This is a genomic window from Streptomyces sp. NPDC058295 (genome assembly GCF_042880655.1).
GTDB classification, from domain to species: Bacteria; Actinomycetota; Actinomycetes; order Streptomycetales; family Streptomycetaceae; genus Streptomyces; species Streptomyces coriariae.
In genome coordinates, this window is sequence record NZ_JBHVYO010000002.1 from 97,611 (window position 1) to 120,673 (window position 23,063).

Here is a 23,063-nt window from a genome sequence, read left to right on the forward strand (position 1 = left end):
GTGGACACTCGGTTGAGCGGCGATGTGATCGTGGTCGGCGGCGGGGTCATCGGGCTGGCGACGGCCGTCGTGCTCGCCGAGCGCGGCCTGCGGGTCCGGGTCTGGACGCGCGACCCGGTCGAGCGGACGACCTCAGCGGTGGCCGGCGCCCTGTGGTGGCCGTACCACATCGAGCCGATGGCGCGGGCGCGCCCGTGGGCGCTGCGCTCGCTGGAGATCTACGAGGAGCTCGCCGAGCGGCCCGGGGAGACCGGTGTGCGCCTGGTCGACGGGATCCTGGGCGAGACGGACCTGGACGAGGTCGAGGGCTGGGCGGCGGGCCGGCTGGCCGGGCTGCGCCGGACGACGGCGCGTGAGTACGGCGCGGGGACCGGCGTCCGGGCCCGGCTGCCGCTGATCGACATGTCGGCCTATCTGCCCTGGCTCCGGCAGCGGCTGCTGCGGGCGGGCGGCTCGGTCGAGGAGCGCACGGTGACCGACCTCGCGGAGGCGGAGGCGCCGGTGGTGGTGAACTGCACGGGGCTGGACGCCGGCCGGCTGGTGTCGGACCCGTCGGTGCGGCCCGTGCGGGGGCAGCTCGTCGTCGTGGAGAACCCCGGCATCGACACCTGGCTCGTGTCCACCGGCCCGGACGGCGAGACGGCCTATCTTTTCCCGCACGCCGGGCGGCTGCTGCTGGGCGGTACGGCGCAGGACGACGTGTGGTCGCTGGAGCCGGATCCGAAGGTGGCCGAGGCGATCGTGCGGCGCTGCGCGGCCCTGCGGCCGGAGGTCGCCGGGGCGCGGATCCTGGAGCACCGGGTCGGGCTGCGGCCGGTCCGGGGCACGGTACGCCTGGAGCGGGCGGAGCTGCCGGACGGGCGCACGGTGGTGCACCACTACGGGCACGGCGGGGCGGGCGTGACCGTGGCGTGGGGCTGTGCGGAGGAGGCGGCCGGGCTGGTGCTCCCGGCCGCCTCCTGACCCGCATGCGGTGGGTGTTACGGGATCCGGTACGTGTGGTGCGGTGTCCGTACGCCGTCCAGGGACCGGGCGTCGGGGGTGGCGGCCGCCGCCGATCCGGACGTGGCGCGGGCGAAGGCGTCGGCGCCTCCGACGAACGGGACCCGGGCCGAGGTGCGGGACAGGTCCAGGGTGAGCGTGGGGGTGTCGGCGGGCGGGTCGATGAGGTCCCTGTCGGTGCCCGCGACGATCAGTGCGAGCCGGTGGCCGGCCGGGACGACATGGTCGGTGGCCGCCAGGTCGAGGGTGAGGGTGTACGCCCTGCCCGGGGTGAGCGGAACGCCCTTGCCGGGGTCGGCGTAGGTGCCGAGGTCGGCCCAGCCGCGGCTGACGACCGTCTGACCGACGTCGGCGGTCCTGGCGGCGGTCTCCCGGAAGCAGGCGCTGTCGCCCGTGGTGCTCGCGCCCCAGCAGGTGCGGCCGGTGAGGGTGCCGATGCCCTCGCCGCTCGCCGCGTAGTCGCGGATGGTGTCGGGGCCAAGGTCGACCAGGACGGCGGTCAGGTGGGCCGTCGCGGTGGTGGGCGTGGCGGTGACGGTGACCCGGGAGGAGCCGGACAGGCGCAGGTCACGGGTGAGGGGCCCGGTGACGAATCCGGCCTTGTCGGGGGTCGGCGTGTCGATCCGCGCGGCCCACTCGGTCTCGCTCAGCCGTGGGTCGTCGGTGAAGGAGGCGGTGCCCGTGCCCCTGCGCAGGCCGAGGGTGCCGACGCCGGGCTCGGCGCCGGTGGAGGGGCGCAGGGTGGCGGTCCGGGTGCCGTGCGGCGGCCAGACGGTGGAGGTGACCCACTGGTCGGGGTGGCGTTCGATGTCGGCCATGGGTTCGCGGTCGATGCCGTTGTCGTAGCCGAGGAGTTCGTGGTCGAACCAGCGGTGCAGGGTGTCCACCCAGTCGGCGCGGCGGAAGTCGAAGGGGTCGACGTGGCCGGTCTGGGAGAGCCAGATCTTGCGCTCGACCCCGTTCTTCGCGAGGGCGTCCCACCACTGGCCGAGGTGCTTGGTGCGGACGTTGAGGTCCTGCAGGCCGTGGATGAGGAAGACGCTGGCCTTCACCTTGCGCGCGTCCTCGACGTAGTCGCGCTCGGTCCACAGCGACGTCAGGTCGCCGGTCCGCGGCGCCTCGTCGACGAGTCTCCGCTGGACGGCGGCGCACTTGGCGCGGGCTTCGGGGCTGTCGACGTAGTCGGAGAGCCAGTCGGGTCCGGAGTCGTAGAGGGGGGCGCCCTGGGCGAAGTAGTAGTCGTACCAGGAGGAGATGGCTGCGATCGGGACGATGGTCTTCAGGCCCTTCACACCGGTGGCGGCCACGCCGTTGGCTATGGTGCCGTCCCAGCTCTTGCCGATCATGCCGGTTCTGCCGTTGGTCCAGCCCGCCTCGGCGGTCGTGGTGCCGCTGCGGGTGGTGTACGCCCTGGCCCGGCCGTTCAGCCAGTCGACGACGGCCTTGGCGGACTGGATGTCGGAGCGTCCCCCGACGTCGACACAGCCGTCGGAGCGGTTGGTGCCGGCCAGGTCGACGCCGACGAAGGCGTAGCCACGCGGCACGAAGTAGTTGTCGTAGAAGAGCGGCATCTGGACGACGTTCCCGGCGGCGTCGTACGTCTTGCGCTGGCTGTCGTTGCCACGTCCGCAGCAGGAGTAGTAGGGGCTGGCGTCCATGATGACGGGCACCTTGCGGCCCTGTGCGGCGGGTTCGCGGGGGCGGACGATGTCGACGGCGACGCGGTCCGTCCTCCCGTCGCTGTCGCCGTCGAGTCCGGTGTTCACCCAGACGGCCTCGCGGATGGCGTTCTCGTAGGAGTGGACGGGCCGGCTCTCGCGCGGGGCGCTGTGGGCCGCGGCCGGGGTGAGGAAGGAGGCCACCAGGAGGGTGATGGCGGCGGTCGCGAGCGGTCTCCAGATCGTGAAGCGCATGCGTGTCGACATGCGCGGGACGGTACTCGGGTCAACTCCCGCACAGAAGAGGGCAACTGTGGGTCTGCTGTGGCCGGAAAGCGCCCCCGCGGAGGGGCTGCCCATGACGGCCGAATGGCGATCGTGTGACAGGGGTGGCGGTGGGCAGGCCCTGGGACACAGGGAGTCAATAGGCTCCGAACAGACCGCGTGAACCTACGACTTGGAGCTTTCGTGCACCGCAGAATCATCGCGCCGGGCGCACTCGCTGCCGCGTCCGTGTTGCTGGCGATCCCGGCATCGGCCGCGAGCGCCTCCCCCGGCGCCCCGGGCACCGGCGACCCCTATTACCCGGCGTACGGCAACGGCGGATACGACGTCTCCCACTACGACCTGCGGCTGAAGTACCAGCCGGCCACGGACGAGTTGGAGGGGACTGCGACGATCCTGGCGAAGACCACGCAGGACCTGTCCCGGTTCGATCTGGACTTCCTGCTCGACGTGAGCGAGGTACGGGTCAACGGCGCCGTCGCGGCGTTCACGACCTCGGGCCAGCACGAGTTGGAGATCACGCCGAAGACCCCGCTGGCGAAGGGCGCGACGGTCACGGTCGTGGTGCGGTACAGCGGAATCCCGTCGTCGAAGCAGGCGTACGGCTTCACCAGTTGGCACCGCACCGCGGACGGCGGGGTCGGCGCCAACGAGCCCGAGGCGGCCTGGTGGTGGTTCCCCGGCAACGACCACCCGCTCGACAAGGCCACCTACGACGTGTCGGTGCTGGTGCCCGACGGCTCGCAGGCCATCTCCAACGGAACGCTCCAGTCGACGAGTTCACGACTGGGCTGGACCCGCTACAACTGGCGCTCCAACAAGCCGCAGGCCACCTATCTGGCCACCCTCGCCGTCGGCAGGTTCGACCTCTCGACCGGGACGACCGAGAGCGGGATCCCGGTCGTGAACGCCTACAGCAAGGACCTGGGCGACAACGCCGGCGCCGCGCGGGCGAGCATCGAGCGGACCGGCGAGATCGCCGACTGGCTCAGCGGGTACTTCGGGCCGTATCCCTTCGACGCGCTCGGCGGATACGTGCCGAACACGAACACCGGATACGCGCTGGAGACGCAGACCCGGCCCTTCTACAGCCCCCGGCAGTTCGCGAACGGCTCCAACGTCTCCGTCGTCGTGCACGAGCTGGCGCACCAGTGGTACGGCGACTACGTGTCCGTGGCCGGGTGGAAGGACATCTGGCTCAACGAGGGCTTCGCCCGGTACGCGCAGTGGCTGTGGTCCGAGCACGAGGGCGAGGGCACGGCACAGGAACTCGCGGACTACGTGTACGCCTCGCACCCGGCCGACGACGCGTTCTGGACGGTGAGGCCCGGCGACCCGGGCGCGGCGAACCAGTTCGACATCGCCGTCTACGACCGGGGCGCACTGGCGGTCCAGGCGCTGCGCAACGAGATCGGCGACGACGCCTTCTTCGCCGTCCTGAAGGGCTGGCCGCAGAAGCACGCGTACGGCAACGCGAGCGTCGCCGACTTCCGGAAGTACGCCGAGCAGATCTCCGGGAAGGAACTGGGCTCCCTGCTCGACACCTGGCTGTTCCAGCCGGCGAAGCCGGCCACGCCCGCGGCAGCACGGACGGCCTCGGTCGCGAAGGTGTCGGCCGCTCCCGCGCAGCCGAAGTCCTGGAAGAAGATCGCGGCGACGAACGACGTGCACGAGCACTGAGCCTGATCGCCGCCCGCTGCCGCCCCGAACGCCCGGGTCGGTGCTACCGCCCGGTGGCCGCCGCTCGGGTCAGGAGGGCGGCGCGCGACAGGGCGGCGCTCTCCGTGGCCGGCACCGTGCAGGCGTACGCGCCGGCCAGCGCACCGTACTCGGCGCACCGGTGCGGCGGCTCGCCGCCCAGCCGGCCGAAGAGGAAGGCGGACGCGAAGGCGTCACCCGCGCCGTTGGAGTCGACCACCGGGCCGGGCGGGACGGCGGCCGGGACGTGGGTCAGCTCGCCGTCGGTGAGCAGATACGCGCCCTTGGCACCGGCCGTGGCGACGACCACCTCGGCCCGGCCCCGCTCGGCGATGCGGCGCATGGTCGTCTCCGGGTCGGTCAGGGCGGTCACCGAGACGAAGACGACGTCCGCCTCGCAGGCGAAGGCCTCGTGGTAGGGGTTCTCCCCGTCCCAGTTGTGCAGGTCCGTGGAGATACCGACGCCCGCCTCGCGCAGTACGGGCAGGGCCTCGGCGCAGGGGTGGGTGATGGACACGTGCGCGTGACGGCTCGCGGCGGCGAGGGTGCGCAGGGTGTCCTCGGGGAAGCGGTCGTCCGGGCGCCCGCGGCTGTTGTCGTACAGCGACAGCCGCCGCCCGTCCGGGCCGACCAGGTTGACCGCCCGCTTGGTCCCTGCGGGCTGCGGGACGGCGGTGAGGGCGATGCCCTTGTCCCGGTGCAGGGCGCGGACCAGGTCTCCCTCGGGGTCGTCGCCCAGGAAGTCGAGGTGGTGGGTGCGCAGACCGAGGGCGGCGAGGCCCAGGGCGACGAAGTCGCCGGTCTGTCCGGCGCGGGCGCGGATACCGCCGTCGATCATGTAGCTGTCGGCGTACGGGAGCGGCAGCTCCGGTACGTACACGATCGTGTCGACGCCCGCCCCGCCCAGGACCAGGACGTCGATGTCCTCGGCGTGCTCGATGGTCCCGGTGCTCGCGTTCCCGGTGCTCGTGCTCTCGGTGTTCTCGTCGTCGGCGCGCATGGGCGCTACCCCTCCCCGTGGTCGTACACCGTCACCGCCACGCCCCGCTCGACCAGCCGCGCGGTGACGAGCGGTTCGACGCGGGCCCACTTGCCCCCGGCCAGACCGCAGCCTATCCGGGGCATGTGCACCGACGCGCCGAGTTCGATCGCGTGGTCGGCGAGGCGGGCCAGGGCGGTGTCGATGGCCGGATAGCGCACGGGGACACCCTTGCTGCCCGTCCGGGTACCGCGCTGGCCGATCATGTTGGCGACCCAGACGTCGGGCTTCACCTGGACGAGCTGGAGCGCGCCCGGGCCGAAGCCGTTCGAGGCGCGCTCGCGGTGCCAGGCACGGTAGGCGGCCTCCGGCTCCGGCCAGCGGCGGGACAGCGCCAGGACGAAGCCCTTCCCCCAGCCCCCGAGGTCGTTGCAGACATGGGCGATCACCTTGGCACCCTTCACCGACGGAACGGTGGCGTCACCCCGGACGTAAGTGATCTCCGACATGACGCCACCGTAGGCGATGCCACTGACAGTGGCTCCGACCTGCTGCTTCGCCCGCTGCCCCGCCTGTTACTCCGTGGGGCGGGACAGCTCCGTCAGTTCGGCGTCCGTCGCCTTGGACACCCTGCTGCGGACCGCGTACCAGCCGCCGACCAGGGCGGCCGCGATCACCGGGATCAGCAGGAGCGTCTTGCGGCCGACCTCGGGGTCGTTCCCCATCAGGCCGAGGACGGCGATCAGGAAGGCGATCGTGACGATCTCCGTGACCGGGCTGCCGGGGAGCCGGAAGTCGGGACGGGTGACGAGGCCCGCCCTGGCCCGCCGGACGAAGACCAGGTGGCAGACCATGATGATCACCCAGGTGCTGATGATGCCGAGGGAGGCGATGTTCAGCACGATCTCGAAGGCCTGGCTGGGCATGAGGAAGTTCAGCCCGACGCCGAGCACACAGACACCGCAGGTCAGCAGGATGCCGCCGTAGGGGACCTGGCTGCGGTTCATCCGGGCGGTGAACCTCGGGGCGGAGCCCGCCATGGCCATGGAGCGCAGGATGCGGCCGGTGGAGTACAGGCCGGAGTTCAGGGAGGACATGGCGGCCGTGAGGACCACCAGGTTCATCACGTCACCGGCGCCCGAGACGCCGATCTTCGACAGGACGGTCACGAAGGGGCTCTCGTCGGCGGAGTAGGCCGAGCCGGGCAGCAGCAGAGCGAGCAGGACGACGGAGCCGACGTAGAAGAGACCGACGCGCCACATGATCGAGTTCACCGCGCGCGGGACGATCTTCTCCGGCTCGGAGGTCTCGCCGGCGGCGACGCCGACCAGCTCCAGTGCGGCGTACGCGAAGATCACGCCCTGCATGACGAGGACGACGGGCATCATGCCGTGCGGGAGGAGGCCGCCGTGGTCCGTGATCACGCTCGGGCCGGGCGTCTGCCCGCCCACCTGGTGCTGGGTGGCGAGCAGGAAGATGCCGACGCACATGAAGGCGACCAGGGTGGCGACCTTGACGATGGCGAACCAGAACTCCATCTCGCCGAAGATCTTCACCGAGATCAGGTTCACGGCCAGCACGACCGCGAGGGCGACGAGCGCGAGCACCCACTGGGGGATGCTCGTGAACATGCTCCAGTAGTGCGTGTACAGCGCGATCGCGGTGATGTCGGCGATGCCGGTCGTCGACCAGTTCAGGAAGTACATCCACCCGGCGACATAGGCGCCCTTCTCACCGAGGAACTCGCGCGCGTAGGACACGAAGGAGCCGGAGGAGGGCCGGTAGAGGACCAGCTCGCCGAGGGCGCGGACCACGAAGAAGGCGAAGACGCCGCAGACGAGGTAGGCGAGCGCGAGGGCCGGGCCGGCGTTGTGCAGGCGTCCTCCGGCGCCCAGGAAGAGGCCGGTGCCGATGGCGCCGCCGATGGCGATCATGTTGACGTGGCGGTGCTTGAGGTCCTTGCTGTAGCCGGCGTCGCCCGCGTCCGCGGGTGTCGCGGTCGCCTGGGGGTGGGCGGCGACGTCGGCCGTGCGCACGCTGTCCTTGCTCACGGGTGGTACCACTCTCTGGTGCGCCCGGGCGGGGTGTGCCCGGGTGTCCGTACGGTCGTGGCCCGCGGCTCCCGGGTAGGGGCACAGACCAAGGCAGCAGCTTCCCAGAGGCACCGGCGGTCATGCGGTGGTCCTTGTCACAGCGCGTCACTTCTCACACGGTGCCCACCAGGGGGCGGCCGGTTTCACAGCACCGGTGTGACAGCGATACTGCTGCACATGACGATCGAGACCGAGGACCCGGCCCTCACGGTCGACGAGCTGGCCGCCCGGGCGGGGGTCACGGTGCGGACGGTGCGGTTCTACGGCACCAAGGGGCTGTTGCCGCCGCCGGTCATCGGTCCGCGCCGGGTGGGGCACTACGGTGCCGGGCATCTCGCGCGTCTGGCGCTGATCGAGGAGCTGCGCCGGCAGGGCCTGACCCTGGCGGCGATCGAACGCTATCTGGACCGGCTGCCGCCCGGTCTCGACGCCCACGACCTCGCCGTGCACCGGGCCGTGGTGGCCTCGTGGGCGCCGGACGCGGTGGAGACGGTGCCGCGCGCGGAGCTGCAGCGGCGGGCCGGGCGGCCGCTGAGCGAGGAGGACGTGGACCGGCTCGCCGCGATGGGCGTGCTGGGCGCCGGAGACGGCGACGGTGACGGTGACCCGGCCGGCGAGGACGCGTACCGCGTAGACGCGGGGCTGCTGAGGCTCGGCGTGCGGCTCCTCGACGTGCCGCTGTCGCCGGAGGCGATCCGCGCGGCCCGGACCGTCCTCCTCGACCACGCACGCGCCGCGGCCCACGAGCTGTCGCGGCTGCTGCGCGAGGAGGTGCCGGAGCGCGACGCGCAAGCGGTGAGGTCGCTGTCGGCGCACATGCAGCCCCTGGTCGTCCAGGCGCTGCTGACGGCCTTCCAGCGGTCGCTGACGGAGGAGCTGCGGGAGTGGCTCGGGGAGCCGCCGGCGGACGGCTCCCCGTGACGGCCCGGCGGCTCAGCGCCCGTCCGTGAAGGTCTCCCCCCGCTCCGCCTTCTCCACCAGCAGCGCGGGCGGGGTGAAACGGTCGCCGTAGCGCTCGGCGAGCTGACGCGCGCGGGCCACGAATCCGGGGAGCCCGGTGCCCACCCCGGCGTCGCCCTCGTAACCGTTGATGTACTGCAGGACCCCGCCGGTCCAGCCGGGGAAGCCGATGCCGAGGAGGGAGCCGATGTTGGCGTCCGCGACGGACGTCAGGACTCCCTCTTCGAGGAGCTTGACGGTGTCGAGGGCCTCGGCGAAGAGCATGCGTTCCTGCATGTCCCGGAAGGGGATCTCGGCGTCCGCGCGCGTGAAGTGCTCGCGCAGGCCCGGCCACAGCCCGGCCCGCCCGCCGTCCTCGCCGTACTCGTAGAAGCCGGCTCCGCCGCTGCGGCCGGTGCGGCCGAACTCGTCGACCATGCGGTCGATGACGGCCTCGGCGGGGTGGCCGGGCCAGACGCCGCCCGCTTCCTCCACGGCCCTCCTGGACTCGTTGCGGATCTTGCGCGGGAGGGTGAGCGTGAGCTCGTCCATGAGGGACAGGACCTTGGCCGGGTAGCCCGCCTGGGCAGCCGCCTGCTCCACGGACGCGGGCTCGATGCCCTCGCCGACCATGGCGACGCCCTCGTTGATGAAGTGGCCGATCACCCGTGAGGTGAAGAAGCCGCGCGAGTCGTTGACGACGATCGGCGTCTTCTTGATCTGCCGGACCAGGTCGAAGGCGCGCGCGAGCGCTTCGTCGCCGGTGCGCTCGCCCTTGATGATCTCGACGAGCGGCATCTTGTCCACGGGCGAGAAGAAGTGCAGCCCGATGAAGTCGTCCTGACGCTCGACGCCTTCGGCGAGGGCGGTGATCGGCAGGGTGGAGGTGTTGGAGCACAGCAGGGCGTCGGCGTCGACGATCCGCTCGATCTCCTGGAACACCTTGTGCTTGAGGGAGGTGTCCTCGAAGACCGCCTCGATCACCGCGTCGCAGCCGGCGAGGGCCTGGGGGTCGGCGGTGGGCGTGATGCGGGCGAGCAGCGCCTCCGCCTTCTCCTGGGTCGTACGGCCCCGGGAGACCGCCTTCGCGCACAGCTTCTCGGAGTAGGCCCTGCCCTTGAGGGCGGCCTCCAGGGAGACGTCCTTCAGGACGACGTCGATGCCCGCGCGGGCGCACGAGTAGGCGATGCCCGCGCCCATCATCCCGGCGCCCAGGACGGCCACCTTGCGGACCTGGCGGGGGGCGACGCCCTGGGGGCGGCTGACGCCGGAGTTGACGGCCTGGAGGTCGAAGAAGAACGCCTGGATCATGTTCTTCGAGGTCTGCCCGGCGGCCAGTTCGACGAAGTAGCGGGCCTCGATGACCTGCGCGGTCTCGAAGTCGACCTGGGCGCCCTCGACGGCCGCGGCGAGGATGTTCCGGGGCGCCGGGTAGGGCGCGCCGTTGGTCTCCTTGCGCAGGCTGGCCGGGAACGCGGGCAGGTTGGCGGCGAACCGGGGGTTCGACGGGGTGCCGCCCGGGATCCGGTAGCCCGGCCGGTCCCAGGGCTGCTGCGACTCGGGGTTCGCGTCGATGAAGGCGCGGGCCTTGGCGAGCAGGTCCTCGGGCGAGTCGGCGACCTCGTCGACCAGGCCGTTCTCCAGGGCTCGCCGCGGGCTGTACTGGGTGCCCTTGAGGAGGACCTTGAGGAGGGCGTCGGTGATGCCGAGCAGCCGGACCGTGCGCACGACACCGCCGCCGCCGGGCAGCAGGCCGAGGGTGACCTCGGGGCAGCCGATCTTCGAGCCGGGCGCGTCCAGGGCGACGCGGTGGTGGCAGGCGAGGGCGAGCTCGTAGCCGCCGCCGAGGGCCGCGCCGTTCAGGGCGGCGACGACCGGTTTGCCGAGGGTCTCGATACGGCGGAGGTTGCGCTTGATCTCCAGCCCGCCGTCCAGCAGCTCCTGGGCCGTACCGGGGGTGACGCGGATGAGGTCGCGCAGGTCGCCGCCGGCGAAGAACGTCTTCTTCGCGGAGGTCAGGATGATGCCCCGGATGGAGTCCTTCTCGGCCTCCAGACGGTCGGTGACCGCCGCGAGGGAGGCGCGGAAGGCCGCGTTCATGGTGTTCGCGGACTGGTCGGGGTCGTCGAGGACGAGGGTGACGAGGCCGGTGCGGTCCTGTTCCCAGCGGATGGTGGTGCTCTGTGTCATGACGGGGTCTCCGTTGAAGTCTGTGGGTTCCGCTGGGTGGTCAGACGCGCTCGACGATGGTGGCGATGCCCATGCCGCCGCCGACGCAGAGGGTGGCGAGGCCGTAGCGCTTGTCCTGGCGCTCCAGTTCGTCGACGAGCGAGCCGAGGATCATCGCGCCGGTGGCGCCGAGCGGGTGGCCGAGGGCGATGGCGCCGCCGTTGACGTTGACCTTGTCCAGGGACAGGCCCATGTCCTTGACGAAGCGCAGGACGACCGCCGCGAACGCTTCGTTGATCTCGACGAGGTCGATGTCGCCGATGGTCAGGCCGGCCTTGGCGAGGGCCTTGCGGGTGGCGGGCGCGGGCCCGGTGAGCATGATCGTCGGCTCGGAGCCGGAGACCGCCGCGGAGACGATCCGCGCGCGGGGGGTGAGCCCGTGGCGCTCGCCGACCTCCCTGGAGCCGATCGCGACCAGGGAGGCGCCGTCGACGATGCCGGAGGAGTTGCCCGCGTGGTGGACGTGATCGATCTTCTCCACCCAGTGGTACTTCTGGAGCGCCACCGCGTCGAAGCCGCCCAGCTCGCCGATGTCGGCGAAGGACGGCTTCAGCTTGCCGAGCGAGTCGGCGGTGGTGCCGGGGCGCGGGTGTTCGTCGTGGTCGAGGACGACGAGGCCGCTGCGGTCCTTCACCGGCACCACGGAGCGGTCGAAACGGCCTTCCTTCCAGGCCGTCGCCGCCCGCTCCTGCGACAGGGCCGCGTACTCGTCGACATCGCGGCGGGAGAAGCCCTCGATGGTGGCGATGAGGTCGGCGCCGATGCCCTGCGGCACGAAGTTGACGGACAGGTTGGTCATCGGGTCGTTGAACCAGGCGCCGCCGTCCGAGGCCATCGGCACCCGGGACATCGACTCCACCCCGCCCGCCAGGACGAGGTCCTCCCAGCCCGACCGGACCTTCATGGCGGCCAGGTTGACGGCCTCCAGGCCGGAGGCACAGAAGCGGTTCTCCTGCACGCCCGCCACGGTGTCCGGCAGTCCGGCCGCGATGGCGGCGATGCGCGCGATGTCGGAGCCCTGGTCGCCCACGGGGCCGACGACGCCCAGCACGATGTCGTCGATGGCGGCCGGGTCGAGGCCGGGGAAGCGGCTTCGGAGCTCGTGGATGAGGCCGACGACGAGATCGATGGGCTTCGTGCCGTGCAGGGCGCCGTTCGCCTTGCCGCGCCCGCGCGGGGTGCGGATCGCGTCGTACACGTACGCTTCGGTGCTCACTGGTAAGCCTTTCGGGAGGGTGGGCCGTGCGGGGCGGGGTCAATCGCCCTGGTGCGGGAAGTCCTTCACGGGGGTCGTCGCGGGGGTCGTCACAGAGGTCGTCCCGGTGGTGGTCGCGGTGGCCGTCGCGTTCGCCCCCGCGGGGGTCCCCGCCGCGGTCTCGGCGGGCGTCTTCACACGGTCCGTCACGAGCTCGGGTATGTCCCAGTCACGGGCCACCTCGCGCGTGTCGGCGCCCGGCCGCGCGGGCCCGGTGCGCACGGCCGTGGGCGTCGCGGAGAACCGGGGGGCGGGGGCCGGCTGGGTGATGCCGCCGTGCTCGGTGAAGGTGCCGCGGGCCGCGAGATGCGGGTGGCGCGGGGCCTCGCGCAGCGACAGCACGGGCGCCACACACGCGTCGGAGCCCTCGAAGAGGGCCGTCCACTCGTCCCGGCTACGGGAGCGGAAGCGGGCGGCGACGGCCTCGCGCAGTTCGCCCCAGCGCGTCCAGTCCGTGCGGGCCTCGCGGTGGTCCTCCAGGCCGAGGAGGTCCACGAACGCGTCGTAGAACTGCGGCTCCAGGGCGCCGACGGCCATGTACCCGCCGTCGGCGGTCTCGTAGGTGCCGTAGTACGGACAGCCGCCGTCGAGCAGGTTGGCGGCGCGCCGGTCCTGCCAGCCGCCGGCCGAGAGCATGCCGTGGATCATCGCGGAGAGGTGCGCGGTGCCGTCGACGATGGCCGCGTCGACGACCTGGCCGGTGCCGCTCACGCGCGCGTGGTGCAGGGCGGCGAGGACACCGACGACGAGGTAGAGGGAGCCTCCCGCGTAGTCCCCCAGCAGGTTGGCGGGGACGGGCGGCGGCCGGTCAGGGGTGCCGATCAGGCCGAGCGCGCCGGTGACGGCGATGTAGGAGACGTCGTGACCGGCGCGGTCGGCGAGCGGGCCGTCCTGGCCCCAGCCGGTCATCCGGCCGTAGACCAGACGGGGGTTGCGGGCGTGGCAGTCCCCGGGGCCGACGCCGAGGCGCTCGGCGACACCCGGCCGGTTGCCCTCGATGAGGACGTCGGCGCGGGCGGCGAGATCGAGCACGCGCGCGGGGCCGTCCGGTGCCTTGAGGTCGACGATCACCGAGCGCTTGTTGCGGTTGGTGATGTCGTGGGCGGGGTCGATGGCCAGAGCGGAACCGCCGGGGCGGTCCACGCGGACGACGTCGGCGCCGAGGTCGGCCAGCAGCATGCCCGCGAAGGGGCCGGGGCCGATCCCGGCGAGTTCCACCACGCGCACGCCCGCCAACGGGCCGTGCCCGGCCGTCCGTCCCGTCGTCATCCAGCCCCCTTGCTGTGACACAACCGATGTAACACCAGTGATGTTAAGAACGTGTTCCAGTGGGCACAAGAGGTGAGCGAGCAAGCGCTTAGACACTTTAGGGGCACCTGCCGTCGGCCTCCGCTCTGCTCACGCTAGCCTCAGCCACCGACAGCGGCGCGGGCTGCGCGACGACGAGGGGATGTCATGAGCAGGCTGAAAAGGTCGGACCGTCCGTACGACATCGTGCTCTTCGGGGCCACCGGCTTCGTGGGCACGCTCACCGCGGAGTACCTCGCCGCCCACGCGCCCGCCGATCTGCGCTGGGCGATCGCCGGCCGGGGCGAGGAGAAGCTGGAGCGGCTGCGCGAGCGGCTCGGCGGGGACGTCGGGGTGCTGCGGGCCGACGTCTCGGACCCGGCGTCCCTGCGCGCGCTCGCCGAGCAGGCACGCGTGGTGGCCACGACGGTGGGTCCGTACGTGTCGTACGGCGAGGAACTCGTGGCGGCCTGCGCGGACACCGGCGCCGACTACCTCGACCTCACCGGCGAGCCGGAGTTCGTGGACCTGATGTACGTCCGGCACGACGCACGCGCGCGGGAGACGGGTGCCCGGCTGCTCCACGCGTGCGGCTTCGACTCCGTCCCGCACGACCTGGGCGTGTACTTCACCGTCCGGCAGCTTCCCGAGGGCGTACCCCTGACCGTGGACGGCTTCGTGACCGTCGACGCCACCTTCTCGGGCGGAACCCTCGCCTCCGCGCTGGGTCAGTTCGCGCGCGGCCGGCAGCTGCTGGCCGCCGCGCGGGAGCGCGGCCGGCACGAACCGCGGCTGATGGGCCGTCGGGCCGCCGCACCGGTGGGGCCGCCCCGGTTCGCCCCGGAGGTCGGTGCCTGGGCACTGCCGCTGCCGACCATCGACCCGCAGATCGTGCTGCGGTCGGCGAGGGCGCTGCCGCGCTACGGGCCCGACTTCCGTTACCGGCACTACGCGGCCGTACGACGGCTGCCCGTCGCCGTGGGCGGCGTCGCGGCCGTCGGCACGCTCGCCGCGGCCGCCCAGCTGCCGCCCGCCCGGCGCTGGTTGTCGGACCGGCTCAAGCCCGGGGAGGGGCCCAGCGCGCAGAAGCGGGCGCGGAGCTGGTTCTCGGTGCGGTTCGTCGGCGAGGGCGGCGGGCGGCGGGTGTGCACCGAGGTGGCGGGCGGTGATCCCGGCTACGACGAGACCGCGAAGATGTTCGCCGAGGCGGCGCTGGCCCTGGCCTGCGACGACCTCCCGCCGACCGCGGGGCAGGTGACGACGGCCGTCGCGATGGGCGACGCGCTGACCGGGCGGTTGACCCGGGCGGGTGTCCGCTTCCGCGTCGCGGCGCGCCGCTGACCGTCCCCGTGCCGTGTCCGCGGCCTCAGACCGGCCACTGCACCAGCGTGTAGATCATGCCCGCGATCCAGCCGACACCCGCCAGGACGGCGACGATCAGCGCGGCGTTCACGGCACGTTCGACGGGCCGGTTCGGGTCGGCGAGGGGCTTCGGGGCACGGTGCGTGGTCATGCGCCCAGCCTGCCGAACGGAGCACGGGCCGCACATCCGTACGGATACTCAGACGACGTACTCAGACACGTACGCAGGTGCCCGGCCGCTCGCCCCTCGCCCGTACCCCCGGTGCCAGGTCGGTCAGTGGCGGGTGGTCGCCTCCTGAAGGGCCCGCCGGCACAGTGCGTCGGCCCTCCGGGTCGTCTCCGGGAGACGGAACTCCGGGGTGAGGGCGAGGGTGTGGGCGCAGGCGTCGTCCAGGGTGACGCGGTGGCCGACGGACACGAAGACCGGCTTCACGCCCGCCCGGGTGCGCAGCGCGCGCCCCACCTCGTCGTCGTCCGCCAGCAGCGGGGACGCCGATCCGCGCGGGGCGCCGGGGTCGTCGTACGTGAAGGTGAAGGGGTTCTTGGCGACGCCGATGGTGGGCAGGCCGGTGAGGACGCCCAGGTGGCTGGCGAGACCGAAGCGGCGCGGGTGGGCCAGGCCGTAGCCGTCGCAGACGACCAGGCCGGGCGGGCGGGGCAGGGCCTCCAGGGCGGCGAGCACGGTGGGGATCTCGCGGAAGGCGAGCAGCCCGGGCACGTACGGGAAGGAGATCCGCCCGACGGCGGTGGCCTCGGCGACGACGTCGAGGCTCGCCGCGTCCAGCACGACGGCCGCCGCCGCGACGACGTCCCGCTCGTCGTCGTAGGCGACGTCGACGCCCGTCACGTACCCCGTGCCGGGCGGCGGCCCTGGTTCACCGAGCACCACCCGGGCCCGCAGCTCGTCCTGGACGGCGCGGGCCGCTTCCTCGGTCGCGGGCCAGCCCGCCGGAATGTCTACGGTCGTCATCGTGGGGACGAGCGTACGGCTCCCGGGGGCGGGCCCGCGATCGTGTTCCGGCGCGGACGCCTCAGCCCTTGTCGCCGAGCGCGCGTTGCAGCTGGCTCTTGTTCATGTCCGAACGGCCCTTGACGCCCCGCCGCTTGGCCTCCTCGTAGAGCTGGTCGTACGTGGGCCCCTGGGAGCCCTTGCCGGACCGCTGACCGCCCCGCTCGCCGGACGACATGTCCTGGGTCGAGGTGCGGCTTGCGGTCTTGGACTCTCCGGACCGGGCGCGTTCCTTGTTGACCGTCCGGGCGGCGATCTCCTTCGCGCGTCCGGCGCTCTCGCCCCGGTCCTGCGCGCTCTCCTTGATGTGCTCGTACTGGCGCTCCCGCTTGGCGCTGGAACCGCGTGGCATGGGCGCTCACTCCTTTCGCGTTCGCGCCCACCGGGTACCCCGGAAGCGGCTCAGTTCTCCAGGCGTGCCACGCGCCCCTTCTCGCCGGCGGCCCAGCAGCCGAGGTCGGCGGTGCAGTCCACGGTGTCGTACGAGCCCGGGTCGAGGGTGCGCCAGGTCCGGCCGGCGTCGGTGGTCAGATCGGTGCCGGTGGGTCCTACGGCGAGGGCGGCGGAGCGGCTGTGCGGGAGCCAGGCGACGCCGGAGCGGTAGGCGGGCGGGGGTGTGCCGGCCGGCCGCCAGGTGCGGCCCGCGTCGCCGGTCGCGGCGGCCGCCCGCGGCGAGGGCTGGTCGGCGCGGTAGTCGCCGCCGACGGCGAGGCCGTGGGTGCGGTCGCGGAAGGCGACGGCGAAGACCCCGCGCGCGGGGTCCCCCGCGGGAATCGGGGTGTCGGCGGCCGTCCACGTCAGTCCGCGGTCGGAGGAGTGCAGCACGCGCGCGCGTGCGGCCCCGCCGGTGGCCAGCCAGACGTCCTTCGTCCCGGAGGCGACCAGGCACTGGCCACCGGCCGCGAAGCCCGCCTCGCCGTCCAGGGCGGCCGGCATGCCGTCGTTCGGCAGCACCTTCCAGGAGCGGCCGCCGTCGCCGGTCGACAGGATGCGGAACTTTCCGTCCACCGGGTCGCTCATGGCGAGGCCGTGACGGGGGTCGAAGAAGGTCAGGCAGTCGTAGAAGGCGCGGGCGTCGGTGTTGCGGAAGGACTCCGTCCAGGTCGTCCCGCCGTCCTCGGTGCGGTACACCCGCGACGCCTCGCCCTCGCCGATGGCGAGCACCACCGCGCGGCGCGCGTCGAACGCCTCGACGTCCCGAAACTGGAGGTCGGCGGCGCCGGGCGGCGAGACGTTTCGCCAGCTCTCGCCGCCGTCGGTGGTGCGCAGGACGGTGCCCCCGGTGCCGGACACCCAGGCGGTGTGCCGGTCGACCGCCGCGAGGCCCCGGAACCGTACGGAGGGCGTGCCGGTGTCCTTGAGATCCCAGTGCGGCGCCGCGGGCCCCGGTGTGTGCGCCTGGGCGGGCAGGGCGGTCAGGAGGGCCAGTGCGGCCCCGCAGGCCGCCGCGACCACCCGGCCGCTCCCCCGTGCCGTACGAACCGTGCGTCGCGTCTTCCCCAAGCGCCTCATGGCGGGCGAAGCTAGCCCACGGCTTTCGGTGGCGTCCAGATGCCCGCCATCGCCTCAACCGCCGCACGAGGCACGGGAGGAGAGGTGAGTCACTCGTGTGCATGAAAGACGGTGACCGAGGTCACTCGGAAAGGGTGTGCACGGATCGGCCGGTTCCGGCGTCTCTTCCAGTGTCCGGACGCACCGACCGGAAGATCGTCCCGCCGTCACGAGGGAGCAAGGCGTTGACCACCGTCATCGAGCAGTCCGTAGAGGCACGTCTGGTCGCCGCCGCGCCCCGGATGCAGACCATTCCCGCCACCCTGTCCTACGACCGGCAGGACCCCTTCGCCGTCCGCATGACCTTCCCGGCTCCGGCCACCCTGGAGGGTGTCGAGGTCTGCTGGACCTTCGCCCGTGACCTGCTCGCCGCGGGCCTGCACGACGCCGAGGGCCACGGCGACGTCCGGGTGCGGCCCTACGGGTACGGCCGCACCGTGCTGGAGTTCCACGCGCCCGAGGGCACCGCCGTCGTGCACGTCCACACGGCGGAGATCCGTGACTTCCTGCAGGCCACGAGCGAGCTGGTGCCCGCCGGCACGGAGTACCGGCAGCTCGACCTCGACCACGACCTGGCGGAGCTGATGCGCGACGCCTGTTAATCCGTTGACAGCCCCTGCGGGCCCTCCTACCGTTGAGAACGGTTCTGTTGCCGCCGAATGGAGAAGGACGTTGCTCGTCTGAGGTCATGAGACACCGCGCCACACCTCTGGAGTGTGTGCGCCGCGTGCGACCTCGGCCTTCGAGCCGTCCTTGCGGAGCAGGACTTTCTGCATGTCTCCGCGCTCCCCCGCTGCCGCGGGCGGTCGCCGCTTTCCGGTGTCTCGACACGTGTCGCCCCTGACCGCACACGCAACCACGAGGCCCGCTTTGACTCACTCCGTCACCTGTACCTCCCTCGCCTTCTCCTGGCCGGACGGCACCCCCGTCTTCGACGGGCTCGACATCGCCTTCGGCCCCGGCCTGACCGGACTGGTCGGCGTCAACGGCTCCGGCAAGTCGACCCTGCTGAAGCTGATCGCCGGGGAACTCGCCCCCTCCGACGGCACCGTGCGCCGCGCCGGCGAGATCGGACACCTCCCGCAGAACGTCACCCTGGACACCACGCTGAAGGTCGACGCGGCCCTCGGCATCGCCCCGCAGCGGGCCGCGCTGCACGCCATCGAGGCCGGTGACGCCTCCGAGCGGCACTTCGAGACGCTCGGCGACGACTGGGACGTCGAGGAGCGTGCGCTGGCCACCCTCGGCGAACTCGGGCTCGGCCACATCGACCTCGACCGCACCATCGGCGAGGTGTCGGGCGGCGAGTCGGTCCTGCTGCGGCTGGCCGCGCTGCTGCTGCGCCGGCCGGACGTCTTGCTGCTGGACGAGCCGACCAACAACCTCGACCTGTACGCCCGGCGGCGGCTGTACGCGGCGGTCGCCTCCTGGCCGGGCGTCCTGGTCGTGGTCAGCCACGACCGCGAGCTGCTCGACCTCGTCGACCAGATCGCCGACCTGCGCGCCGGCGGGGTCACCTGGTACGGCGGCAACTTCTCCGCCTACGAGGAGGCCCTGGCCACCGAGCAGGAGGCCGCCGAGCGCATGGTGCGCGTCGCGGAGGCCGACCTGAAGAAACAGAAGCGCGAACTGGTCGACGCCCAGGTCACGCTGGCCCGCCGCAGGCGGTACGGGCAGAAGATGTCCGACCAGAAGCGCGAACCGAAGATCGTCATGGGGGCACGCAAGCGCGCGGCGCAGGAGTCGGCGGGCAAGTACCGGATCATGCACGAGGAGAAGCTCGCCAAGGCCAGGGAGCGGCTCGACGACGCGGTGGAGGCCGTACGGGACGACGACGAGATCCGCGTCGAACTGCCGTACACGGCCGTGCCGCCGGGGCGCGAGGTCCTGCTGCTCCAGGACCTCCGGCTCGCGTACGGCGCGCGCGTGGACGGTGGTTTCGACCTGCGCGGTCCGGAGCGGGTCGCGCTGGTCGGGCGCAACGGCGCGGGCAAGACGACGCTGCTGCGCACCATCGCCGGCGAGCTGGCGCCGGAGGCGGGCGAGGCGCACGCGCACGTGCCGCTGCGTTTCCTGCCCCAGCGCCTCGACATCCTCGACGGCGAGCTCACGGTCGCCGAGAACGTGGCCCGGTTCGCGCCGGGCGCCACCAACAACCGGGTCCGGGCCCGGCTGGCCCGCTTCCTGTTCCGGGGCGCCCGCGCCGATCAGAGGGCGGCCACCCTGTCCGGCGGGGAACGCTTCCGGGCGAGCCTGGCGGCGCTGATGCTGGCCGAGCCGGCACCCCAGCTGCTCATGCTGGACGAGCCGACCAACAACCTCGACATGGCGAGCGTGCGCCAGCTCACCACGGCCCTGGAGTCCTACGAGGGCGCGCTGATCGTGGCCAGCCACGACCTGCCGTTCCTGGAGTCCCTGGGCATCACCCGCTGGCTGCTGCTGGACGGGGAGCTGCGGGAGACGACGGCGGCGGAGGTGACGGATCCGGCCTAGGCCGCCGGTCCTCGCATGGTCTCAGGAGGGGCACATTGTTACTGCGGGGTTTTGTCCTGGTGGCCCCGCCCTGCATGATGGCTGACCGGCGCCGCGTCCGAGGCGCCGGTCTGTGCCACCCGATTCGGAGACCTGGACGTGCCCAGCAAGAAGGCCCTCATCCGCCGCCCCAGCCCGCGCCTCGCCGAAGGCCTGGTGACGCACGTCGAGCGGGAGAAGGTCGACGTGGAGCTCGCCCTGGAGCAGTGGGAGGCTTACGCCGAGGCCCTGCGGGCGCACGGCTGGGAGACCGTCGAGGTCGACCCGGCCGACGACTGCCCGGACTCCGTGTTCGTCGAGGACACGGTGGTGATGTACAAGAACGTCGCCCTGATCGCGCGCTCCGGCGCCGAGTCCCGGCGCGACGAGACCCTCGGGGTCGAGGAGGCCGTGGCCCGCCTGGGCTGCTCGGTGAACTGGATCTGGGAGCCGGGCACGCTGGACGGCGGTGACGTGCTCAAGGTCGGCGACACGATCTACGTCGGCCGGGGCGGCCGTACCAACGCGGCAGGCGTCCAGCAGGTGCGCGCCGCGTTCGAACCGCTGGGCGCGCGGGTCGTGGCCGTACCGGTGAGCAAGGTGCTGCACCTGAAGTCGGCGGTCACGGCGCTGCCCGACGGCACGGTGATCGGCCACATCCCCAAGGTGGACCGGCCGTCGCTGTTCCCGCGTTTCCTGTCGGTGCCCGAGGAGGCCGGCTCGCACGTGGTGCTGCTCGGCGGCCCGCAGGTGCTCATCTCGGCCGCCGCGCCGAGGACGGCGGACCTGCTCGCCGATCTCGGTCACGAGCCCGTCGTCGTCGACATCGGCGAGTTCGAGAAACTCGAGGGATGTGTGACATGCCTCTCGGTGCGGCTGCGTGAGCTGTATGCCTGAGCGGGTGATCCCGTCACCCGTTCAGCCCTGGGACCTGCGGTTCCCGGGGCTGTTTGACATGCCCGAATTACTCGACGCAACACGGCTGATCAGCGATCTTTACGCGGTTCTTAACCTACGGTTTCGTAACCTACGGATACGTAGCCTACGATTCCGTAAGTTCCGGCCTCGCTCGCCGGAGTGTTCCGCTCCGCTTCACGTCCCCCTGGAGTTCTCGTGACGATCACCTCCCCTCACCTCGGTAGCCCCGCCGTCTGGACCGACGCAAAGCTGCTGCACGCGCTGGAGGAAGTGGTCGAGAAGGAACTCAACCGGCATCTGAAGGTCACCAAGGACTGGATGCCCCACGAGTACGTGCCGTGGAGCGACGGCCGTAACTTCCCCGGCCTCTTCGAGGACGGCGAGGCCTGGGAGAAGGGGCAGTCGAAGGTCACCGAGATCGGCCGGATCGCGCTCGTCGTGAACCTGCTCACCGAGGACAACCTGCCCAGCTACCACCACGAGATCGCCTCGCTCTTCGGCCGCGACGGCGCCTGGGGCACCTGGGTGCACCGCTGGACGGCCGAGGAGGGCCGGCACGGCATCGTGATGCGCGACTACCTGCTGGCCTCGCGCGCGGTGGACCCGGACAAGCTGGAGCAGTTCCGCATGTCCCACATGAGCGAGGGCTTCGAGTCCGACAACCGGCACTCGATGCTGCACTCGGTCGCCTACGTCGCCTTCCAGGAGCTGGCGACCCGCGTCTCCCACCGCAACACCGGCCACCAGTCCGGTGACCCGGTCTGCGACCGCATGCTGGCGCGTATCGCGACCGACGAGAACCTGCACATGGTCTTCTACCGCAACCTGCTGAAGGCCGCCTTCGAGCTGGCCCCCGACCTGACCATGCAGGCCGTGCGCGACGTCCTCGTCAACTTCCGCATGCCCGGTCACGGCATGCCCGGCTTCGAGCGGTTCGCCGCGCAGATGGCGATCGGCGAGGTGTACAACCTGCGGATCCACCACGACGACGTCATCCAGCCCGTGCTGCGCTTCCTGAAGGTCATGGAGATCGACGGTCTCGGCCCCGAGGGCCAGAAGGCGCAGGAGGAGATCGGCCTGTACATGGGCGGCCTCGACTCGGAGGCGTCCAAGTTCGACGAGAAGCTGGCGACCCGCAAGGCCCGGATGGCGGCCCGCGCGGCAGGCTGACCCCGCCCCCCCCCATCGCATCGACGGCTCGCACAGGGAACCGATTTCCCGGTGCGGGCCGTTCGCGACCTGCGGCATCATGCCGCCATGGGTGACAGTGACACGGTCCAGCAGGCGGTCGGCTTCCTGCTCGGGCTGACCGACGAGGACACCGCCGACCGGATCCGCGCACGGATCGGTCTGCCCCCGGCTCCCAAGGAGAACGCGGCCACGATCCAGCGCAGGCTGAACCGCGCGTGGACCTGGCCCACCGCGCCCGCCTCGGTGGTGCTCTGGGTCCTGGAGCAGGACGACCCCGCGCTGAACGCCGTCGTGTGGCGCTTCGTCGGCAACGACCTCGGTCTGCGCCGGGCCCTCGCCCGCGGGGTGCCGTTCGGCCCCGGGCGCACGAAACCCTTGCCGGTGCGCTCGATCCACGAGCGGCAGGAACCCGACATCCCCGAGAGCTACGTCCGGCACGGCCTCGTCGGCGCCCTGCGCAGGGCGAACTCGATGCCCTCCGCCCGCGCGGCCGCGTCCATGGTGCTGACCCGGGCCGACTGGGAGGCCGTCGGCGCGGCCCACGACGAGCTGGCGCTGCCCGGTTACCCGCGCTGGGCGCTGTCGGTGCGCCCGGACTGCCCGCCCGCGCTGCGCGCCCGGTTCGGGTCGCACCCCAAGTTCACGCACCGGCTGCGACAGGCGGGCGTACTCGACGGCCCGGCCCGGTACGCCACCGACCACGGTCCGGCCTCCCGGGTCCTGGAGGTGCTGTCCCTGGGCCATGTCATGTTCCCGGCCCGGGTCCGCGACGCCGAGGACGCCCTGCGCCCGCTCGTGCGGGATCACCTGGGCGGGCGCGAGGAGGCCTGGGCGGTGCTGGCGCAGCTCATCGACACGTTCCACGGGACGACGCCGGAGCTCGTCGTGACGGCGGGCGCCATCGCCTGAGGCACCGGGGGTCGAGGAGGGGGCGGGGCGGCTGGATTCGAACCAGCGTGATCCGGTTTTGGAGACCGGTGCGGCTGCCTCTGCGCTACGACCCCGCCCTTGCCCCAGAGCGTAATGCCTTGGCCCGTTGTCGGTGGGGCCTGGTACCAATGAAGCACTGGGGGAAGCACGGCAAACAGGGCACGGG

Annotated in this window: 20 protein-coding genes and 1 tRNA gene; 9 read left to right on the forward strand and 12 right to left on the reverse strand. The window is 72.3% G+C overall.

The window, feature by feature from the left end; all coding sequences use genetic code 11:
* Positions 1 to 963, forward strand: coding sequence for an NAD(P)/FAD-dependent oxidoreductase (locus ACFVYS_RS02805; RefSeq protein WP_389498195.1), 963 nt, complete (start codon positions 1 to 3; stop codon positions 961 to 963).
* A gap of 17 nt (positions 964 to 980) precedes the next feature.
* Here the strand turns inward: ACFVYS_RS02805 and ACFVYS_RS02810 are convergent, their stop codons facing one another.
* Positions 981 to 2,927, reverse strand: a complete 1,947-nt coding sequence (locus ACFVYS_RS02810; protein ID WP_389498197.1) for a Xaa-Pro dipeptidyl-peptidase — start codon at positions 2,925 to 2,927, stop codon at positions 981 to 983.
* A gap of 201 nt (positions 2,928 to 3,128) precedes the next feature.
* On the opposite strand from ACFVYS_RS02810, the gene ACFVYS_RS02815 reads away from it, so the two are divergent.
* Positions 3,129 to 4,625, forward strand: coding sequence for a M1 family metallopeptidase (locus ACFVYS_RS02815; protein ID WP_389498198.1), 1,497 nt, complete (start codon positions 3,129 to 3,131; stop codon positions 4,623 to 4,625).
* Positions 4,626 to 4,668: 43 nt separating this feature from the next.
* Here the strand turns inward: ACFVYS_RS02815 and ACFVYS_RS02820 are convergent, their stop codons facing one another.
* The 3 genes from ACFVYS_RS02820 to ACFVYS_RS02830 all read right to left on the reverse strand — a co-directional run bounded on the left by ACFVYS_RS02820 (position 4,669) and on the right by ACFVYS_RS02830 (position 7,673).
* The gene (locus ACFVYS_RS02820) at positions 4,669 to 5,643 is read right to left on the reverse strand and encodes an adenosine kinase (RefSeq protein WP_389498200.1); all 975 of its coding nucleotides are present in this window, start codon (positions 5,641 to 5,643) and stop codon (positions 4,669 to 4,671) included.
* A gap of 5 nt (positions 5,644 to 5,648) precedes the next feature.
* Positions 5,649 to 6,131, reverse strand: a complete 483-nt coding sequence (locus tag ACFVYS_RS02825; RefSeq protein ID WP_389498202.1) for a macro domain-containing protein — start codon at positions 6,129 to 6,131, stop codon at positions 5,649 to 5,651.
* A 66-nt stretch (positions 6,132 to 6,197) separates the two neighbouring features.
* Positions 6,198 to 7,673: an amino acid permease gene (locus tag ACFVYS_RS02830; RefSeq protein WP_389498204.1), complete on the reverse strand. Its 1,476-nt coding sequence runs from the start codon at positions 7,671 to 7,673 to the stop codon at positions 6,198 to 6,200.
* 219 nt (positions 7,674 to 7,892) lie between these two features.
* Here ACFVYS_RS02830 and ACFVYS_RS02835 point away from each other — a divergent pair, with 219 nt between their 5' ends.
* Positions 7,893 to 8,636 carry a MerR family transcriptional regulator gene (locus ACFVYS_RS02835; protein WP_389498206.1) on the forward strand — a complete coding sequence of 248 codons (744 nt, stop codon included), beginning with the start codon at positions 7,893 to 7,895 and terminating at the stop codon, positions 8,634 to 8,636.
* A 12-nt stretch (positions 8,637 to 8,648) separates the two neighbouring features.
* On the opposite strand, the gene ACFVYS_RS02840 is transcribed toward ACFVYS_RS02835, so the two are convergent.
* Genes ACFVYS_RS02840 through ACFVYS_RS02850 form a run of 3 tightly spaced genes read right to left on the reverse strand, consistent with a single transcriptional unit; the run spans position 8,649 to position 13,407 of the window.
* Positions 8,649 to 10,844, reverse strand: a complete 2,196-nt coding sequence (locus ACFVYS_RS02840; protein ID WP_389498208.1) for a 3-hydroxyacyl-CoA dehydrogenase NAD-binding domain-containing protein — start codon at positions 10,842 to 10,844, stop codon at positions 8,649 to 8,651.
* Between the two features lie 40 nt (positions 10,845 to 10,884).
* Positions 10,885 to 12,099: an acetyl-CoA C-acetyltransferase gene (locus tag ACFVYS_RS02845; protein ID WP_389498210.1), complete on the reverse strand. Its 1,215-nt coding sequence runs from the start codon at positions 12,097 to 12,099 to the stop codon at positions 10,885 to 10,887.
* Positions 12,100 to 12,138: 39 nt separating this feature from the next.
* The gene (locus ACFVYS_RS02850; protein ID WP_389498212.1) at positions 12,139 to 13,407 is read right to left on the reverse strand and encodes a CaiB/BaiF CoA transferase family protein; all 1,269 of its coding nucleotides are present in this window, start codon (positions 13,405 to 13,407) and stop codon (positions 12,139 to 12,141) included.
* 186 nt (positions 13,408 to 13,593) lie between these two features.
* On the opposite strand from ACFVYS_RS02850, the gene ACFVYS_RS02855 reads away from it, so the two are divergent.
* Positions 13,594 to 14,766 (forward strand): saccharopine dehydrogenase family protein, encoded by a 1,173-nt coding sequence (locus ACFVYS_RS02855; protein WP_389498214.1) that lies wholly within the window; start codon positions 13,594 to 13,596, stop codon positions 14,764 to 14,766.
* 25 nt (positions 14,767 to 14,791) lie between these two features.
* On the opposite strand, the gene mmpA is transcribed toward ACFVYS_RS02855, so the two are convergent.
* The 4 genes from mmpA to ACFVYS_RS02875 form a co-directional block, all read right to left on the reverse strand.
* Positions 14,792 to 14,938, reverse strand: a complete 147-nt coding sequence (gene mmpA / locus ACFVYS_RS02860; protein WP_389498216.1) for a morphogenic membrane protein MmpA — start codon at positions 14,936 to 14,938, stop codon at positions 14,792 to 14,794.
* Between the two features lie 123 nt (positions 14,939 to 15,061).
* Positions 15,062 to 15,757: an endonuclease V gene (locus tag ACFVYS_RS02865; protein WP_389498218.1), complete on the reverse strand. Its 696-nt coding sequence runs from the start codon at positions 15,755 to 15,757 to the stop codon at positions 15,062 to 15,064.
* Between the two features lie 61 nt (positions 15,758 to 15,818).
* Complete coding sequence (locus ACFVYS_RS02870) at positions 15,819 to 16,148, reverse strand: plasmid stabilization protein (RefSeq protein WP_389498219.1); 330 nt, start codon at positions 16,146 to 16,148, stop codon at positions 15,819 to 15,821.
* Positions 16,149 to 16,198: 50 nt separating this feature from the next.
* Positions 16,199 to 17,308, reverse strand: a complete 1,110-nt coding sequence (locus ACFVYS_RS02875) for a WD40/YVTN/BNR-like repeat-containing protein (protein ID WP_389498221.1) — start codon at positions 17,306 to 17,308, stop codon at positions 16,199 to 16,201.
* A gap of 224 nt (positions 17,309 to 17,532) precedes the next feature.
* Between ACFVYS_RS02875 and ACFVYS_RS02880 the strand changes: the two genes are divergently transcribed.
* From ACFVYS_RS02880 to ACFVYS_RS02900, 5 genes are all read left to right on the forward strand, one after another.
* Positions 17,533 to 17,949 (forward strand): SsgA family sporulation/cell division regulator, encoded by a 417-nt coding sequence (locus tag ACFVYS_RS02880; protein ID WP_389498223.1) that lies wholly within the window; start codon positions 17,533 to 17,535, stop codon positions 17,947 to 17,949.
* Positions 17,950 to 18,217: 268 nt separating this feature from the next.
* Positions 18,218 to 19,840, forward strand: a complete 1,623-nt coding sequence (locus tag ACFVYS_RS02885; RefSeq protein ID WP_389498225.1) for an ABC-F family ATP-binding cassette domain-containing protein — start codon at positions 18,218 to 18,220, stop codon at positions 19,838 to 19,840.
* 138 nt (positions 19,841 to 19,978) lie between these two features.
* Complete coding sequence (ddaH, locus tag ACFVYS_RS02890; protein ID WP_389498227.1) at positions 19,979 to 20,755, forward strand: dimethylargininase; 777 nt, start codon at positions 19,979 to 19,981, stop codon at positions 20,753 to 20,755.
* A gap of 216 nt (positions 20,756 to 20,971) precedes the next feature.
* The gene (locus tag ACFVYS_RS02895; RefSeq protein WP_389498229.1) at positions 20,972 to 21,946 is read left to right on the forward strand and encodes an acyl-ACP desaturase; all 975 of its coding nucleotides are present in this window, start codon (positions 20,972 to 20,974) and stop codon (positions 21,944 to 21,946) included.
* 87 nt (positions 21,947 to 22,033) lie between these two features.
* Positions 22,034 to 22,876: a hypothetical protein gene (locus tag ACFVYS_RS02900; RefSeq protein ID WP_389498230.1), complete on the forward strand. Its 843-nt coding sequence runs from the start codon at positions 22,034 to 22,036 to the stop codon at positions 22,874 to 22,876.
* A 21-nt stretch (positions 22,877 to 22,897) separates the two neighbouring features.
* On the opposite strand, the gene ACFVYS_RS02905 is transcribed toward ACFVYS_RS02900, so the two are convergent.
* A tRNA-Trp gene (locus ACFVYS_RS02905) sits at positions 22,898 to 22,973 on the reverse strand.
* Positions 22,974 to 23,063: the final 90 nt, after the last annotated feature.